Source organism: Luteolibacter sp. LG18, from assembly GCF_036322585.1.
Lineage (GTDB): Bacteria > Verrucomicrobiota > Verrucomicrobiia > Verrucomicrobiales > Akkermansiaceae > Luteolibacter.
Genome location: NZ_AP024600.1, coordinates 2,588,091 through 2,603,608, shown reverse-complemented (window position 1 = coordinate 2,603,608; position 15,518 = coordinate 2,588,091). Strand labels below are relative to the sequence as shown.

The window sequence follows — 15,518 nt, the reverse complement described above, 5'->3', positions numbered from 1 at the left end:
AAGGCAAAACCAGCGCGGGAAAGCAACGGTCCTGTCACAAGCTGCCCGTTCCCGGGATGGATCAATGCGGGATCTCGTTCGGCGCGGCGGCACGGATGGTGCGGAAACCGATCTGGCCGTAGATCGTCTCCCCGACCGGAGGGAATGGATAGCGGTGTGCGTTGGTCATGTCCGCCTCGTTGTTCCACCAGCTCCCACCACGGGTCAGGCGGGTGCCGCCGGTGTCCGGCCCCTTCGGATCGAAGAGCTTCGGCTTCTCGTAGTCCGAGTAGCGGTCCCAGCACCATTCCCAGACGTTGCCGGACATGTCGTAGAGCCCGAAGCCATTCGCCATGTCGGGCCCCGGCACGGCCTGGTGACCATCGAAGTAACCGACCGGCGTGCTGAGCGGATAGGGTGCCTCGGTGTGATCGATGGCCTGCTGGTATTGCCAGCCATTGGTGCGGCCATTGAGCGGCTCGTTGCCCCAACTGTAGGTCTTCCCTTCCAGGCCACCGCGGGACGCGCGCTCCCACTCGGCCTCGGTCGGCAGGCGGTAGCCGTTGCCCGCCCAGTTCACGTTGGCGGAAACCAGATCGACCGTGCCCGTGCGATAGACGGTGGTGGTGGTCGTATCGGTGTAGTAGGCGGGCACGCGGCCCTCCATCTCGGAGCGGGCGTTGCACCACTTCACCGCATCATACCACGACACCGCCGGGGCCGGATGATCGAGCGGCGGATTGAAGGTGAGATTGAGCGGAATGTCGTAACCGTGCGCCAGCGCCCAGGTCGCGACCGTTTTCCAATCGCCGAGCGTCACCTCGAACTTGTCCATGTAGAACGCGGACACCTGCACCGGGTGGGCCGGCATCGCCGATTGCTCGCCGCCGTTGTCATCACCCATCGTGAAGGCGCCGGCGGGGATGAACTTCATCACGCGCACCAGGCTGCCGGGTTTGGGCGCGACGGAGGTGGCCAGCGAATCAGGATCCAAAGTGGAGCCGGGAAGCAGATCCGCCTTCACCTTGTAGAACGCCTTGGCGCCACCCGTCAGGGTGACATCGGCGGTGGTCAACGGTTCGGTCGCCGGGATGCCATCCCGCACCAGCGTGAACGGCGTTTGCAGGTCGGGAGATGACCAGATGCCGTAGCTGCGGCCCGCCGCGCCCGGCCAACTCAGGGCCAGCTTGTTCGCCGCGGTTTTCTGAAGGCCGGTCACGCCGAACGTTCTCGCGGCATCGAGATCGTCCATGCCCGCGACGAACTCCTCGGCGGCGGTCTTGCCGTCACCATCGGCATCGGCCTGCTCCGCCGCGGCGAGGTTGCCGCCGGTCACCTTGCCATGGCGCTCCAGCCACCATTTCGGCGTGCCTCCGGGAGCGGCCACCGCCTTGAAGTCCGCGGCGATTGTGCGCGGCTGGTCGAGCGTAAGCGTGAGGTCCGGCGAAACCGGTGCACCATTCACATCCCCGCGCCACGCGGCGAACCCGAAGTCGGACGCCGGTTGCGCATGCAATGTAACCGTGGTGCCGAGCGTGTGCCAGCCGCCCGCATTGGTCGGCAGGATCGAACCTTCCGAGCCACCGGCGATCTCCAGCACCACCTGCGGGCTCCAGCTCCACGTGAGCGTGGTGTCGGCATTGATCGTGAAGCTGCCCGATGTGGACTCCCCGGAAGTGCCATTGCCCAGCGTCCACCCGGTAGGCACGAAACGACTGCGACCGTTCTCCACCGGCTGGGCGGAGAAGTTGACCTGCGAGCCATGCGGGAAGGAATACGAGCCCGGCACCGGGATCGTGTTCACCTGATCCGACACCACCGTGAGCGTGTGATAACCCGTGGCGAAATTCGCGATGAGCGGACCGACCGGACGGCTCATGCTGGCAATCGTGAAGACATTCCCGGCACTCGTGCCCGCGGCGGTGTCACCACTCCAAACGGTGAAGCCTGCGCCGGAACCCGCGTTCGCCGTGACCTGCACGCCGGTGCCCTCATCGATCCACGAGCCATTGCCAGTCACCGTGCCGGAGCCGTTTACTCCGGTCTGAAGGAGATACTGCGTCTTCCACTGCCAGGTGAAGGTGAAGTCCCCGGTCACCGTGATTTGCGTGCTCTTGCCGCTGCCGGATTGGGTCACGCCGCCGGTGGTGGCCCAACCGGTGCAGACATGGCGGACATTGCCATCGGTGTAGTCCTGCGCGGAGAAGCTGGCGGTGGTGCCCTGCTCGAAGGGATAGCTGGCCGGTGTCGGCGTCACGCTTGGGTAGCTCGAAACGACCACCACGTTGTAGGTCGGCACCAGCGGGGTGAACTCCGCCGTCACCGGACCGCGGCCGCGCGTCATCGGCACGGTGATCGAGGTGCCATCCACGGTGCAACCCGCGATGTCCCCGCTCCAGCGCAGGAACGAGGCACCGCCGTCCGGCTGGGCGAGGATGGTCACGGATGCCCCCGCGGACTGGTAGCCGCTGTTCACACTGACGATGCCGCGGCCGGTCGCCTGGGTATCGAGATAGTATTCGGTCGCCCAGTTCCACGTGAGCGTGGCGTCGCCGCCCATGGTGAAGGACGCCGTCTTGCCCGAGCCCGCTCCGGTTTGGCCGCCGGTGAGCGTCCAGCCGGTGCACTTGTAGCGCGTGGTGCCAATGACGTTGTCGGCCGCGCTGGCCACCACCGGTGTGCCCTCCTCGATGCTCACCGTGCCGACGGCGGGCGAAACGGTCGGCTGCGCCGAAACGATCGTGAGATTGTGGTTGAAGCGGGTGTCGAAGTCGGTGGTCAGCAGGAACTCGCCGCCGTTCTTGTCGGTGAGGTCGAGCATGCCGGTGTTGTCGGACGTGAGCTGCGCGGACGGGCTGCCGGTGTTCGACATGTAACGCCCGAGATGCGGCGAGTAGGTTGTGTTGTAGATCTGGTTCTGCGCCGGGCGGAATTCCATGATGCGCAGGAAGCCGTTGCCGCCGTTCGGCAGCGTCTGGTAGTCGGCGATGACCTGGTGGACCGTCTTGCCCGCCGCGTTGGTGTCATCGACGTTGTACTGCGCGAAATTGTGGCCGCAGATCACCATGTAGACCTGGTTGAACGGCCTCACCAGGGTGTTCCAGATGTCGGTGACGGGATTGCGGTCCGGACCGACGCTGATGTAGCCGGTCGGCCAGTTCACGCGGCCACGCTGGCCGGTGCCGCTGCCGGAGGAACTGGAGGCCCCCGTTTCCGCGAGGTAGTCGTGGGTGGTGAGGAAGGTCACGGTGCGCGGGTGCTGGCTGAGCACGGTGGCGGCCCAGGCCATGTCGGAGTCCGGGCAATCGCAGTCGATGTGGAGGAACATGTAGTCCCGGCCGTTCACCGTGATCACCTGGAACGAGCTGTAGCCGCGCGGCGAGGCCCCCTGATACCAGTTGTAAACCTGGCTGGTCGCGGGATCGACCCAGCGCGGATGGGTGGGCCCGAAGCGGTCGAGGTAGTGGGTGGAGCCGTTGGCGAGGTCGTGGTTGCCGGTGCAGACGCCATACGGAAGCTTCGTGTCCAGCTTGCCCATGGCGGCGGTGGCGATGTTCCACTGGCCGGTGTTGGTGGCGCTGTCGACGATGTCGCCGAGGTGGGTGAGGAACTTGATGTTGAGCGTCTCCTTGTTGTCGATCACCCACTGCGTCTGCTTGTCGTAAATGCCGAGCGAGGCGTTCGCCGCGTTGCAGTAGTTCTGCGTGTCCGGCAGGCCGACGACGGTGAAATTCTCCACCGCGGCGAAGTTCGCGGTGATGGTCGCGTGGGCGCGGCTCACCGGGACCACGATGCTCTTTCCTCCCATCGTGCAGCCGGTGGTGTCACCGCTCCAACCGGCGAAATAGTAACCTGCCGCCGGGGTGGCGGTGATCTGGACCGGACGGTTCGCCTCATACCAGCCGCTCGACGCGCTGATGGTGCCGGAACCACTGATCGCGAGCTCGACACGATATTCGGTCTGCCACAGCCACGTGAGCGTGGAATCGCGGGTCAGCGTCATCGACATCGAGGAGGCGGTGCCGCTGTGCGGGCCATCCCCCACCATCGACCAGCCGATGCAGTGGTAACGGGACGTCGCGGTGGCCTCGTCGCTCACGCTGTTGTTCAACACCGTGCCGCGGGCATTCGGATAAGTGCCAACCGCTGGCGCGGGCGTGCCGTGGGCCGACATGATCGTCAGCACCGGATCGGCGAAGGGATTGGTGACGGTCACATTGAACGTGATCGTGTCGGTGGACCAACCGTCCGACACCCGGACCACGAACGAGTCCAACCCGGAGAACCCATTCGCGGGCGTGTAGCTCACCCCGGCGGAAGTGTTGGCACCGGCAACATTGACCGTGCCGCTGGTGGCCGGGGTTGAAACCATCCAGGAAAGAGCCTCGCCGTCCGCATCCGTCGCGTGAACAGTGGCCGCGACCGCGCCGCCATTCTTGGTGGCGTTGAGCGTGTAGGTTTCGCCCTCGGTGATGACCGGCACATGGTTCGGACTCACCGGCGTGACGCCGTCGGCGGCGGCCACGGAGGCATCGCCCAGCACCAGCACCTCGCCGGGCGTCAGCGCGCGGCCCCACACGGCGAGCGTGGTGACATCGATGGTGTCGTCGCCGCCATTGTCATCGGCGAAAGCCAAGAAGCCCGCTGGATCGAGCGCGTAGCTGTCATCCACCACGCCCGCATTGCCGTCAACCCACAGCGAGCCATTCACGTAGAGGCTGCGGTCCGTGCCGTTCTTCACCACCATCACCACGCGGCACCACGTGCTTGCGGAGGTCGACTGCGAGGATATCCCCCCCAATCCGGCGTGGCCCACCTTGCCGGTGGCATCCACCGTCAACTCGGCGTCGTCGCTGTTCGCGAGCGTGGTTTGATAAAGCGATTTGGTGGTTCCCGCGTTCGAATACTTCACATCCCACAGGATGGAATACTCGTTCACCTTGCTGCCGCCGCCATTGGCCGCGACGCCGTGCGGCACGAGATAGTGGCTGCCCGCGCCGATCTCGATGGCGCCATCGCCCGCGGCCCGACCGGCCACCTGGCTGAACATCGCGCCGTTGCGAACAAGGCGGCTGCTTCCCACCGTCGGAGCCTCCGGGCGGGTCGGCTCATCGAACTGCCACAGCGCGTATGGAGCCGGCTTCGGCGGCAGCGCCACATCCATCGGGGTGCCCGCGCCCGCCAGCAGCGCGATCTGGTTGTCCGACAGCACGCCATTGAACGACGCCATGGACGAAACCGCGATCGCGCCGTCTTCCCCATCATCGTCGGCGAAGGCCAGTATCTGGCCCAGCAAGCCGTAGCGGGTTTCATCGAGCGCCCCCACCGAACCGCTGAGCACCTTCACACCATCCACCCACACGTTGCGGCCCGTGCCGTTGTTCACCGTGAGCACCACGCGGTGCCAGGCATTGGTGGAAATGGCGGACGCGGAATAGCCGCCGAGTCCGGCATTCACCCCGATGTTGTTGGTCGTGTTGATGAACAGGTCGCCGTCGTCGTTGTTGCCGAGCGTCGTCTGGAGGAGGTTCTTGTAGATCGACGCGCTGGCGGTGGGGATCTTGATGTCCCACACCAGCGAATACTGGTTCGCACGCTTGGCCGTGGCACCGCCGTTCGGCTGCACGCCGTGCGTGACCTTGTAATAGCTGCCCACGGCCACCTGCACCGCGCCGTCCGCGCCATCGATGCCGGTCACCGTGCTGAATCCGCTGCCGATCGGCTCCAGGTCGAAACCGATGGTCGCTTGGTTGCGGTTGGCCGCGTTGTTGAACTCCCACAAACCGGTCAACCGCGGCGTGGCGGAGGATTCCGTGACCACCACGTAGACGGTAGTGGAACTACTATCGGTGCCGTCGCTGGCCCGGATCACAAACGAATCCGTGCCGGAATAGCCTGCCGCCGGCGTGTAGGAAAGCGGACAGGTCGCGTTGCTGCCGGTGAGTTGGACCGCGCCGTGCGACGCAGGCGTGGTGACGCTCCAGGTGATCGCATCGCCATCCGAATCGCTGCCGTTGAACGTCGTGGCGACCGCTGCCCCGTCCTTGACGGCATCCAGCGAAGTGGTGGCACCCTGCGCGATCACCGGCGCATGGTTCACCGGCGGCACGGTCGAAACCGCCACCCCGGCCTTGCCCAGCGCGGTGGCCTCGGCGGCGGTCATCGCCCCGTCCCAGATCGCGACGGCCCCGACGTTGAGCGGGTTGTTTTCCCCGTTGTTGTCCCCGAAGAGCAGGATCGACGACTGGAGCGCGAAGTGCCCGTTCAAGGTTCCCGCGCTGTGGGTCTTGAAGAGGGCTCCATCCACGTAGCTCACGATGCTCGTCCCGAGGTCCACCGAGATCACCACGCGGTGCCACTTCCCGGCCGACATCGCGCCGGAGTAACCGATCTCGGCGATGCCGAGGGTTTCCGCGGTGCTGGCGTTCTTGATGAAGAACTCCGCGTCGTCGTTGTTGACCGGGTTCGTCTGGTAAAAGCTGCGCCACGTGCCGCGGCTCGCGCTCGGCGAGAACACGTCGAACATCAGCGTGTATTTGTTCACCACCGTCGTGCTGCCGCCGTTCGGCGTGATGCCGTGGGTGAGCTTGAGCCGGTTGGCCGCTCCAGCCACCGTGGTGACCACGCCATTGAGCGTCGTCACCGGCGTGGGTGTCGCGTCATCTGCCAATGTGGCACTGTAAGTGGGAGCCGTGCCCTCGATCACCAGATTCGGAGCGGCGGCACCACCCACCGTCACACCGGAGAAGTTACCGCCCGAGGCCGGGCTGGCGAATTCCCAATAGCCCTTCAACTGGGCGGCTTGGGAGAGACCGGCGCACGCGAACAGCGTGGCGGCGGAGACGAACGGACGGAACAAAGCGGGGCGAGGCATGGCGAAAACGCGGGAGCGGGAAGACTACCCTCGCATCCTCCTCTGATCCCGGCCGTGACGACAATGGCTCCACGGCAAGAGTACTTGAGGGAAACGCAATCCCCTTGCCCCAGCTCCGTCACCACGAAAAGCTGGACACGATTGGGGCCGATGGCCCGTATCCCGGAAACGCATGCTCCGAAATCCCGCGCCTTCACCCCGCCGCACGGCCCTTCCCGTCGCCCTGCTCCTGCTGGCGCTGGCGTGCCCCGCCCATGCGCATGCCGCCCATGGCGAGGCCGCGGGATTCGCCACCGGCTTCGGTCACCCGTGGTCCGGCTGGGATCACATCCTCGCGATGATCGCCGTGGGCCTGTGGGGAGCCCAACTCCGCGCGCCCGCGGTGTGGGTGCTGCCGGTCGCCTTCCCGCTGGTCATGGCCATCGGCGGTTTCCTCGGCCTGATCGGCGCTCCCCTTCCCGGCACCGAAATCGGCATCGCGCTTTCCGCCATCCTGCTCGGCGGCATGGTCGCCTTCGAAGCCCGCCCGCCGCTGTGGATCGCCGCCGTGCTGGTCGGCATCTTCGGGCTCTTCCATGGCCACGCCCACGGCACCGAGTTGCCAGAGGGCCAGAACGGCCTGCTCTACAGCCTCGGTTTCGTCATCGCCACCGGCTGCCTCCACGGCGTGGGCATCGCCATCGGCCTGATCCACAAGTGGAAGGGCGGCCGGATCTCGCTGCGGGGAGCCGGGATCGCAATCTCGCTGGCGGGGTTCTGGTTCGCCAAGGAAGCGCTGGCATGAAACGCCGCCTCCTTCCCATCGCCCTCGTTTCCCTGCTGGGAACCGCCGCCGCGAACGCCCATGTGGTCACGACCGGCCTAGGGCCGCTCTACGATGGCGCGAGCCATTTCGCGCTCTCACCGGAAACCTGCGTGCCCCTCGCTGCCATCGGACTCTTCGCCGGCCTCCGCGGCGCGGCAGCAGCCCGAAAGGCCCTTTTTATCATCCCCGTCGCCTGGCTCATCGGCGGCCACCTCGGCCTCACCTGGGGCACAGCTCCCGGCTATCCCCTCGCCGCGGCCACCTTCCTCGTCCTCGGCCTCCTGATTGCGACCGATTGCAAACTCAAGCCCGCGTTCGTCGCCGGTCTTGCCGCCATCGTCACCGCCCTCCACGGCTGGATCGAGGGCCTCGACCTGCGGACGGAAGGCGGCGGCACGATGGCCACCCTCGGAGGAGCGGTCGTCGCCGCCATCTTCTTTCTCCTCGCCTCCGGTCTCGTGCTCGCGCTCAAGCCCGCCTGGACCCGCATCGTGGTGCGGGTCCTCGGAAGCTGGCTCGCCGCCACCGGCCTGCTGATGACCGGCTGGTGGCTACACCCACCCAAATCCCGTCAGGGCGCGGACAATGCCTCGATCTGTCCCCGAACCTTGGTCGCCTCCTCGGCCAACCCGGCCTTTTCGCAGGCCGCCACCAGCCCCTTGAGGCAGGCCATGTCGTTCGGAAACGCTTTCAGCGCCTCGCGATAGGATTCCACCGCGTCCGCCGGCTTGCCGGTGGCCATCTGGAAATCACCAACCCGCAGCGCCATCGGCGTCAACACCGCCGGCGGCAGCAGCATCGTCGCACGACTCTGGCGATCGGCCGCCGCGCGGAACCAGTTGTAAGCGGAGCCCTGCCCGGCCTTCGGACCTGCCTGCGCCTGACGCCCCCGGAGTTCGCTGGCCAGCACTTCCATCGCGCGGAAGGAACGGTTCCAGAACGAACGCTCGCCGCTGACCTGCGACACCTTCTGGATCTGCGCGAACGTCTCGCCGTGGTGACTGAAGGCCTCGGACACCTTGGCCGCCTCGCCGAGCTTGCCTTCATCGATCTGGCGCAGGCCATCGAGATCGATTCGCAGCCCATCCACATACCACCGTGCCAGCGAGCGGTCCTTGTAGGTGGCGATCTCCTCCGCCTTCGGCAGACTGGCCAGCGCCTTGGCCGCATCGCCCTTGGCCCCACGGCTCATCAGCAGTCGCGCGGGCAGGGTCTTCGCCTCCCACAGCAACATCCGGCCACCGGGAGATGCCGCGCGCTCGACCGGCACTTTTTTCCCGGCCAACGCGGTGGCAGCGGCCAACGCCGTGTCGAAATCCCCCTTCGAAGCCAACGCCACCGCACGGTAGCTCTCCGCCGCAACCCAGGCCGGACAATCGAGCGCCGTCACCTTCGCGTTCTTCATCCACTCCTCGAACAAGGTGGACGCGCGGGCAAACGCCGCGGCCGCCTTCGCGTGGTTGCCGGTGCGCCACTCATAGTGGCCGAGCAGTTGGAAATACGGCGGGTAGTTCGGCGCCAGTTCGCACAGCTTGCGCGCCAACGGCAGCGACGCCTCCAGGTCGGGGCCCTCCGCGCGGATCGTCAGCAAGGCGTTGAGCAACACCGTGCTGTCCGGATAACGGTCCAGCAGGGTGGACAGGATCTTTTCCGATCGTTCCTGGTCCTCGGTCGGCTTGTCGAACTCGTCATAACCGCCGCGGCCGAACAGGGCCGCGAACATCTTGGCCTGGAGGTCGTTCGGGAAACGCTCGGACAACTTGCGGAACGCGTCCGCCGCACCGGCCGGGCCCTCCTTGAAATACTGGATCAGCCCGTAGGCGTAGCCGCGCTCGAGCTCGTTGCCCACACCCGCGTCCACCAGCGTGAGCATCCGCTCCACCGCCGCATCCCGCTGCGAAATCGTTTCCGGATTCGGGGCAATCAACGCCACCGCCATCCCCCAGTGCGCCAACAGGCAGTTCGGATCCCGCTTCGCCGCCGCCGCGAAATGGCGCGCCGCCTCGAACTCCCAGCCGCCGTGGAGGTGGTCGAGCCCCTCCACCACATGCGCCTGGGTTTCCTGATCCGCCGCCGTGACCGCCATTTTCAGGCCTCCTTGGAATTCATGCAGGCCCGGCTCCGCGATCGCCGCCACCGCGGCGGGAATCATCGCCGCTACCTCGGGATTGCCGGGTTTGGCAGGGGCGGGCTCCCCGGCCGCCGTCGCGAGCACCGGCATCAGGAGGAAAGTCGGAATCCAGCGGATCATGGCGGGACGATGCCGCCCGCCCCCGGCCCGGTCCAACAAAATGACGCTGGCACGCGGCGGTCCCGCGGCGTTAGATCACGGGACATGAAGCTCGGAGTCATCGGATGTGGAAAAATGGGCACGGCCCTGGTGGAAGGAGCCCTCAAGGCCGGTGCGGTGTCCGCCGCGGACATCACCGGCTGCGATCCGGTCCAGGCGGCACTCGACGCCTTCACCCAGGCCACCGGCGCGGCCACCGCCGCCGATGCCGCCGCCATCGGCGCGTCCTGCGACACCATCCTGCTGGCCACCAAGCCCCACGACGTGGCCGCCGCCCTCAAGCTCGCCGCCAAGGGCGCGAACGGCCAGCCGCGGCTGGTGATCTCGATCGCCGCCGGCCTCACCCTCACCACCCTGGAAGGCAGCGCCCCGGACACCTTCCGCATCATCCGCACCATGCCGAACACCCCGGCCATGGTCGGCCAGGGTGCCACCGCCTTCTGCCGCGGCACCCACGCCACCCCGGCGGACGCCGAAACCGCCTTGCGCCTGCTGAGCGCCGTGGGCCACGCCATCGAGGTCCCGGAGCGCCTGATGAATGCCGTCACAGGCCTGTCCGGCAGCGGCCCCGCCTACGTCTACCTGATCATCGAGGCCCTCGCCGATGGCGGCGTGAAGGCCGGGCTCGGCCGTGCCGACTCCATCAAGCTCGCCGCCCAGACCGTCCTCGGCGCCGCCGCCATGGTCATGGAAACCGGCCTCCACCCGGCCGTGCTCAAGGACATGGTCACCTCCCCCGGCGGCACTACCATCGCCGCCCTGGCGGAAATGGAAAAGCACGGCGTCCGCGCCGCCATGATCGGGGCGGTCGATGCCGCCGTCCGCCGCGCCGCCGAACTCGGAGGTTCCTGATAGATCCTGATAGGATTTCGCTTTCCCGCTCTCATTCCCCGTTCCTATTCTCCCGCCATGTCCCCGAGGTCATTGATCGTGCTCGCCGGCTCCGCCGCCCTGCTTGCTTCCTGCGGCTCGAAAAACGAGGGGCCTCCCCTCGCCTCCCACGCCCCGAAGTCGAAGGCCGAAAGCGAAGGCCTCTACTGGCAGGCCAAGAAGGCCGATGACTCGGGCGACCGCGAAAAGGCGATCAAGCTCTACAAGGAATCCGCCGAAGCCTCCCCGACCGCGCCGAACTCCGCCCAAGCCCGTTTCCGCCAAGGCCAGCTTCTGGAGCAGAAGGGCGACCTGCCGGAGGCATTCGACGCCTACGAGAAGCTCATCCTCGGCTACCAGGGCAGCGGCTACTACACCAAGGCCCTCGACCGCCAGATCTCCATCGCGAACACCGCCGCCAACGGCCACATCAAGACCAGTTTCCTCGGCCTGAAGTCCGGCCTGTCCCGCGACAAGGTCGTCGGCATGCTCGAGCAGGTCCGCGAAAGCGCGCCGAAATCCTCCGCCGCCGCGGCCGCCCAGCTCTCGCTCGGCCAGCTCTACCAGCAACAGAAGAAGGACAAGGAAGCCGTCGAAGCCTACAAGAAGGTCGTCAGCGACTATCCCGACCGCCCGGAAGCCCCGGAAGCCCAGTTCCGCGTGGCGCAGGTCTACATCCAGCAGGCCCAGCGCGGAAACCAGAACCAGGCGACCATCAACCTCGCCCGCGAGGCCCTGCAGGACTACCTCAACCAGTATCCGAACCACCACCGCGCCGGGGAAGCCCGCCGCCTGATGGCGGACCTCGGCGGCCAAAGCGTCCAGCGCTCCTTCGACGTCGCCGAGTTCTACCTCAAGACCAAGGAATACGAGTCCGCCAAGGTTTACTACCGCGAGGTGGTCCGCCGCGCCGGCACCAACTCCCTGGGCCAGAAGGCCAAGAGCCGCCTCGCCGAACTGGGCGAGCATTGATTTGAATCCGGATCCCGATTGCCTGCCATGATGCGCCTCCTCGCCGTTTCCGCCGCCGTCGCCCTGAGTTCCTGTGCTGGCTACCAGCTCGGCGGGGTGAAGCCCGCCTCGCTCGCCCGGATCAAGACCATCCAGGTGCCGATGTTCGGAAACGACACCCAGCACCCGCGCGCCGAGGCCATCGCCACCTCCGCCGTGGCCAGCGCCCTGGCCCAGGACGGCACCTACCGGATCTCGAACCTCGACAAGGCCGACGCCGTCCTCGAGGGCCGCATCCGCCGCATCGATTACCTCCAGATCCGCGGTGAACGCCTCGACACCCTTCGCCCCCAGGAGCTCCAGAACACCGTCACCCTGTCCTGGACCCTGAAGGATGCCAAGGACCCCACCAAGGTGCTCGCCAATGGCAACGCCGTGGGCCACAGCCAGTTCTTCGTGGACGCCAATCTCCAGACCTCCCGCAACAACGCGCTTTCCGACGCCTTGGAACGCGCCGCGGACTCCCTGGTCTCGAAGCTCGCCAACGGCTACTGAGCCCCGCCGCCCCTTCCACGGACGGGGCGGGATCGCGACCCCGATGGAACAATCCGATACTCCCACCCCCGGCAGCGGCGGACGCGTGATCCTGGTGCCGACCCCGATCGGCAACCGCGATGACCTCACGCTGCGCGCCCTGGAGGTCCTAAAGACCTGCGACCGCATCGCCTGCGAGGACACCCGGCACTCCGCCCCTCTCCTCCAACACCACGGGATCGCCTTCAAGCCGCTGGTCTCGCTCCACGAGCACAATGAGATCCGCCGGATCCCCGAACTGATCGCCGCCGCCCAGGCCGGCGAAACCATCGCCGTGGTGACCGATGCCGGCATGCCCGGCGTGTCCGACCCCGGCTACCGCCTGATCCACGCCTGCATCGAGGCCGGCGTGCCCCACGAGGTCCTGCCCGGCCCCTCGGCCGTGCTCACCGCCCTGGTCGGCTCCGGCATGCCCTGCCACGCCTTCCGCTTCGGCGGCTTCCTGCCGGTGAAGTCCGGCCGCCGCCGCCAGGCGCTGGAGGAAGCCGTCGCCTCCGGAGAAACCGCCATTTTCTTCGAATCCCCGCACCGCCTGGCCGGCACGCTGGAACTCCTCGCCTCTTTCTCGCCGGACGCCCGCGTCTGCGTGGCCCGCGAATTGACGAAGAAATTCGAAACCTACCACCGCGGAACCGCCACCGAGCTTTCCGCGCATTTCGCCACCCACGCACCGAAGGGGGAAATCGTCCTGCTTTTGCACGGACCCGCCTAACCGTTGGGCGCGCTATTGGACCTTGACGTTAGGGGCGGTCGCCGGGTCTTATGCGGCAACTCCCACAAGCATGTCGTCTTCCCACAGCTCCGGTTTGCAACGCGCGGCCCGCTCCGCCCGTCTGGTACTGCCCCTCACCTTCGCGGCCGCGGCTCTCACGACCACCGCCCTGCGCGCGCAGGATTTCGAAGGCAAGACCATCAGCGAGGTCTCCATCCGCTACGTCGGCCCGAAAACGATCGACGAAGCCCGCCTCCGCAACTCGATGTCCACCTCCGCGGGCCAGCAGTACCGCACCGAGAAAATCGACAGCGACATCAAGTCCCTCTACAACTCCGGCCTCGTCGAGGACGTCCGCTTCCTCGCCGAACCCGCCGGTGACCGCGTGAAGCTCATCGCCGAGGTCCGCACCCGCTCCACCATCGGCGGCGTCGGCTTCGTCGGAAACTCCATCTTCTCCGACGCCAAGCTGGCCAAGGAAACCAAGCTCAAGTCCGGTGGCATCCTCAGCGATTCCTCCATCGTCGACGCCAAGCGCAACTTGGAGAAATACTACCAGGGCTACGGCTACCCGGACGTCGCGATCACCTACCGCATGCAGCCGACCGCCCAGTCCGGCGTGGCGGACCTGATCTTCGTGATCGAGGAAGGTGCCAAGAACGAGATCCGCAAGATCCGCTTCGAGGGCAACACCGCCTTCACCGAGAGCGAGCTGCGGAAGAACATGAAGACCAAGGAGAAGGGTCTCCTCTCCTTCCTCACCAAGTCCGGCCGCTTTGAAACCGGCAAGCTCGACGAGGACATGGAATCCGTCCTCGATTACTACCGCAGCCACGGCTACCTCCGCGTCAGCAGCCCGGGCGTCCGCCGCGACCCCGTCGGCGATGGCCGAGTGGACATCGTCATCCCGATCGTCGAGGGCGACAAATACACCGTCGCCGGTGTCGGCTTCGGCCACATGAGCGTCTTCAAGCCCGAGGAACTCTACCCGGCCCTCACCCTCAACGGTGGCGACGCCTACTCTTCCAAGAAAATGCGCGCGGACATCACGATGATCCGCAGCTACTACGGCTCCCGTGGCTACGCCGATGCCACCGTGACCCCGGACATCAGCGACGCCGGCCCGAACCGCGTCAAGATCGTCTACCACGTCACCGAAGGCAGCCGCTTCCGCGTGGGTGACGTCCACATCGAGGGCAACACCAAGACCAAGGACAAGGTCATCCGCCGCGAAGTCCCGCTCAAGCCGGGCCAATACTTCAACTCGGTGGATCTCGATGTCACCAAGGCCCGCCTCCAGAACCTCCAGTACTTCTCCGACGTCCAGGCCACCGGCGTGCCGGGCCGCGACGGCTACCGCGACGTGAACATCCTCGTCGAGGAGAAGAAGACCGGCTCCATCGGCGTCGGCGTCGGCTTCAGCTCGATCGACAGCATCGTCGGCTTCATCAACCTGGAGCAGACCAACTTCGACCTCTTCAATCCCTGGAGCTTCACCGGTGGCGGCCAGCGCTTCGGCATGAACCTCCGCCTCGGCAGCAGCCGCACCGACTTCAGCCTGTCCCTTGTCGAACCGTGGTTCATGGACCGCCAGCTCTCCCTCGGCGGCGAGCTGTTCTACCACGACTCGAACTACTACAGCGACTACTACGACCAGAAGAACATCGGTGTTTCCACGTTCCTCCGCCGCCCATTCGGCGAGAAGGGTGCGCTCAAGGTCGAATACCGCCTCGAGCAGGTCTCCATCGACCTCGATCCGAGCGTGGCCGTGCTTTCCGCCAAGTCTGTGCTTGCCGGCGGCCCGCCGTCCCAGTTCCTCGCCGAACAGGGCGACTTCATCCGCAGCGCGATCACCGGTGAATACGTCTACGACAGCCGCGACAGCAACCTCCAGCCGCGCAGCGGTGAGAAGCTCAGCGCCAGCCTCACCGTCGCCGGCCTCGGCGGCGACGTGGACATCGTCTCCACCTCCTTCCAGGGCCAGAAATACTGGAACCTCTGGGGTGACAGCATCCTCTCGCTCAACGGCGAACTCGCCTTCGCCGACGCCCTCAGCGGCAACGTGCCGATCTTCGACCGCATGTTCCTCGGCGGCGGCCGCACCCTGCGCGGCTTCGACTTCCGTGACGTGGGCCCGCGCGACGCCGCCACCGGCGAAGTCATCGGCGGTCGCTCGCTGGCTTACATCGACACCGAATACACCATCCCGATCATCGAGAACGTCCGCGCCGCGGTCTTCTACGACATGGGCTTCGTGAACTCCGGCTCGTGGGATGTCAGCCCGAACGACCTCTACAGCGACGTGGGTATCGGTATCCGCGTGAAGCTGCCGATCAGCCCGCTGCCGCTGGCCCTCGACTACGCCATCCCGGTGCAGGTCCCGGACCAGAAGGCCGACAAGGGCGGTCAGTTCAACTTCTCCCTCCAGAGCCAGTTCTGAGGA

Annotated in this window: 8 protein-coding genes; 7 read left to right on the top strand and 1 reads right to left on the bottom strand. The window is 66.5% G+C overall.

Features of this window, described 5'->3' with window-relative positions; genetic code table 11:
* Positions 1–61: 61 nt before the first annotated feature.
* A complete protein-coding gene (locus llg_RS10870; RefSeq protein WP_338289932.1) occupies positions 62–6,853 on the bottom strand; it encodes an SUMF1/EgtB/PvdO family nonheme iron enzyme in 6,792 nt (2,263 codons plus the stop codon).
* A gap of 172 nt (positions 6,854–7,025) precedes the next feature.
* Between llg_RS10870 and llg_RS10865 the strand changes: the two genes are divergently transcribed.
* From llg_RS10865 to bamA, 7 genes are all read left to right on the top strand, one after another.
* Positions 7,026–7,637: a HupE/UreJ family protein gene (locus llg_RS10865; protein ID WP_338289931.1), complete on the top strand. Its 612-nt coding sequence runs from the start codon at positions 7,026–7,028 to the stop codon at positions 7,635–7,637.
* Positions 7,634–8,365: a HupE/UreJ family protein gene (locus llg_RS10860; RefSeq protein ID WP_338289930.1), complete on the top strand. Its 732-nt coding sequence runs from the start codon at positions 7,634–7,636 to the stop codon at positions 8,363–8,365. The genes llg_RS10865 and llg_RS10860 overlap by 4 nt, the downstream gene beginning before the upstream one ends.
* Before the next feature lie 1,628 nt (positions 8,366–9,993).
* On the top strand, positions 9,994–10,800 hold the full coding sequence (gene proC / locus llg_RS10855; protein ID WP_338289929.1) for a pyrroline-5-carboxylate reductase: 807 nt from the start codon (positions 9,994–9,996) through the stop codon (positions 10,798–10,800).
* A gap of 57 nt (positions 10,801–10,857) precedes the next feature.
* Positions 10,858–11,790 carry a tetratricopeptide repeat protein gene (locus llg_RS10850; protein WP_338289928.1) on the top strand — a complete coding sequence of 311 codons (933 nt, stop codon included), beginning with the start codon at positions 10,858–10,860 and terminating at the stop codon, positions 11,788–11,790.
* A gap of 27 nt (positions 11,791–11,817) precedes the next feature.
* Positions 11,818–12,324, top strand: coding sequence for an LPS assembly lipoprotein LptE (gene lptE / locus llg_RS10845; protein ID WP_338289927.1), 507 nt, complete (start codon positions 11,818–11,820; stop codon positions 12,322–12,324).
* 43 nt (positions 12,325–12,367) lie between these two features.
* Complete coding sequence (gene rsmI / locus llg_RS10840) at positions 12,368–13,075, top strand: 16S rRNA (cytidine(1402)-2'-O)-methyltransferase (protein WP_338289926.1); 708 nt, start codon at positions 12,368–12,370, stop codon at positions 13,073–13,075.
* Positions 13,076–13,145: 70 nt separating this feature from the next.
* Complete coding sequence (gene bamA / locus llg_RS10835) at positions 13,146–15,515, top strand: outer membrane protein assembly factor BamA (protein WP_338289925.1); 2,370 nt, start codon at positions 13,146–13,148, stop codon at positions 15,513–15,515.
* Positions 15,516–15,518 lie beyond the last annotated feature (3 nt).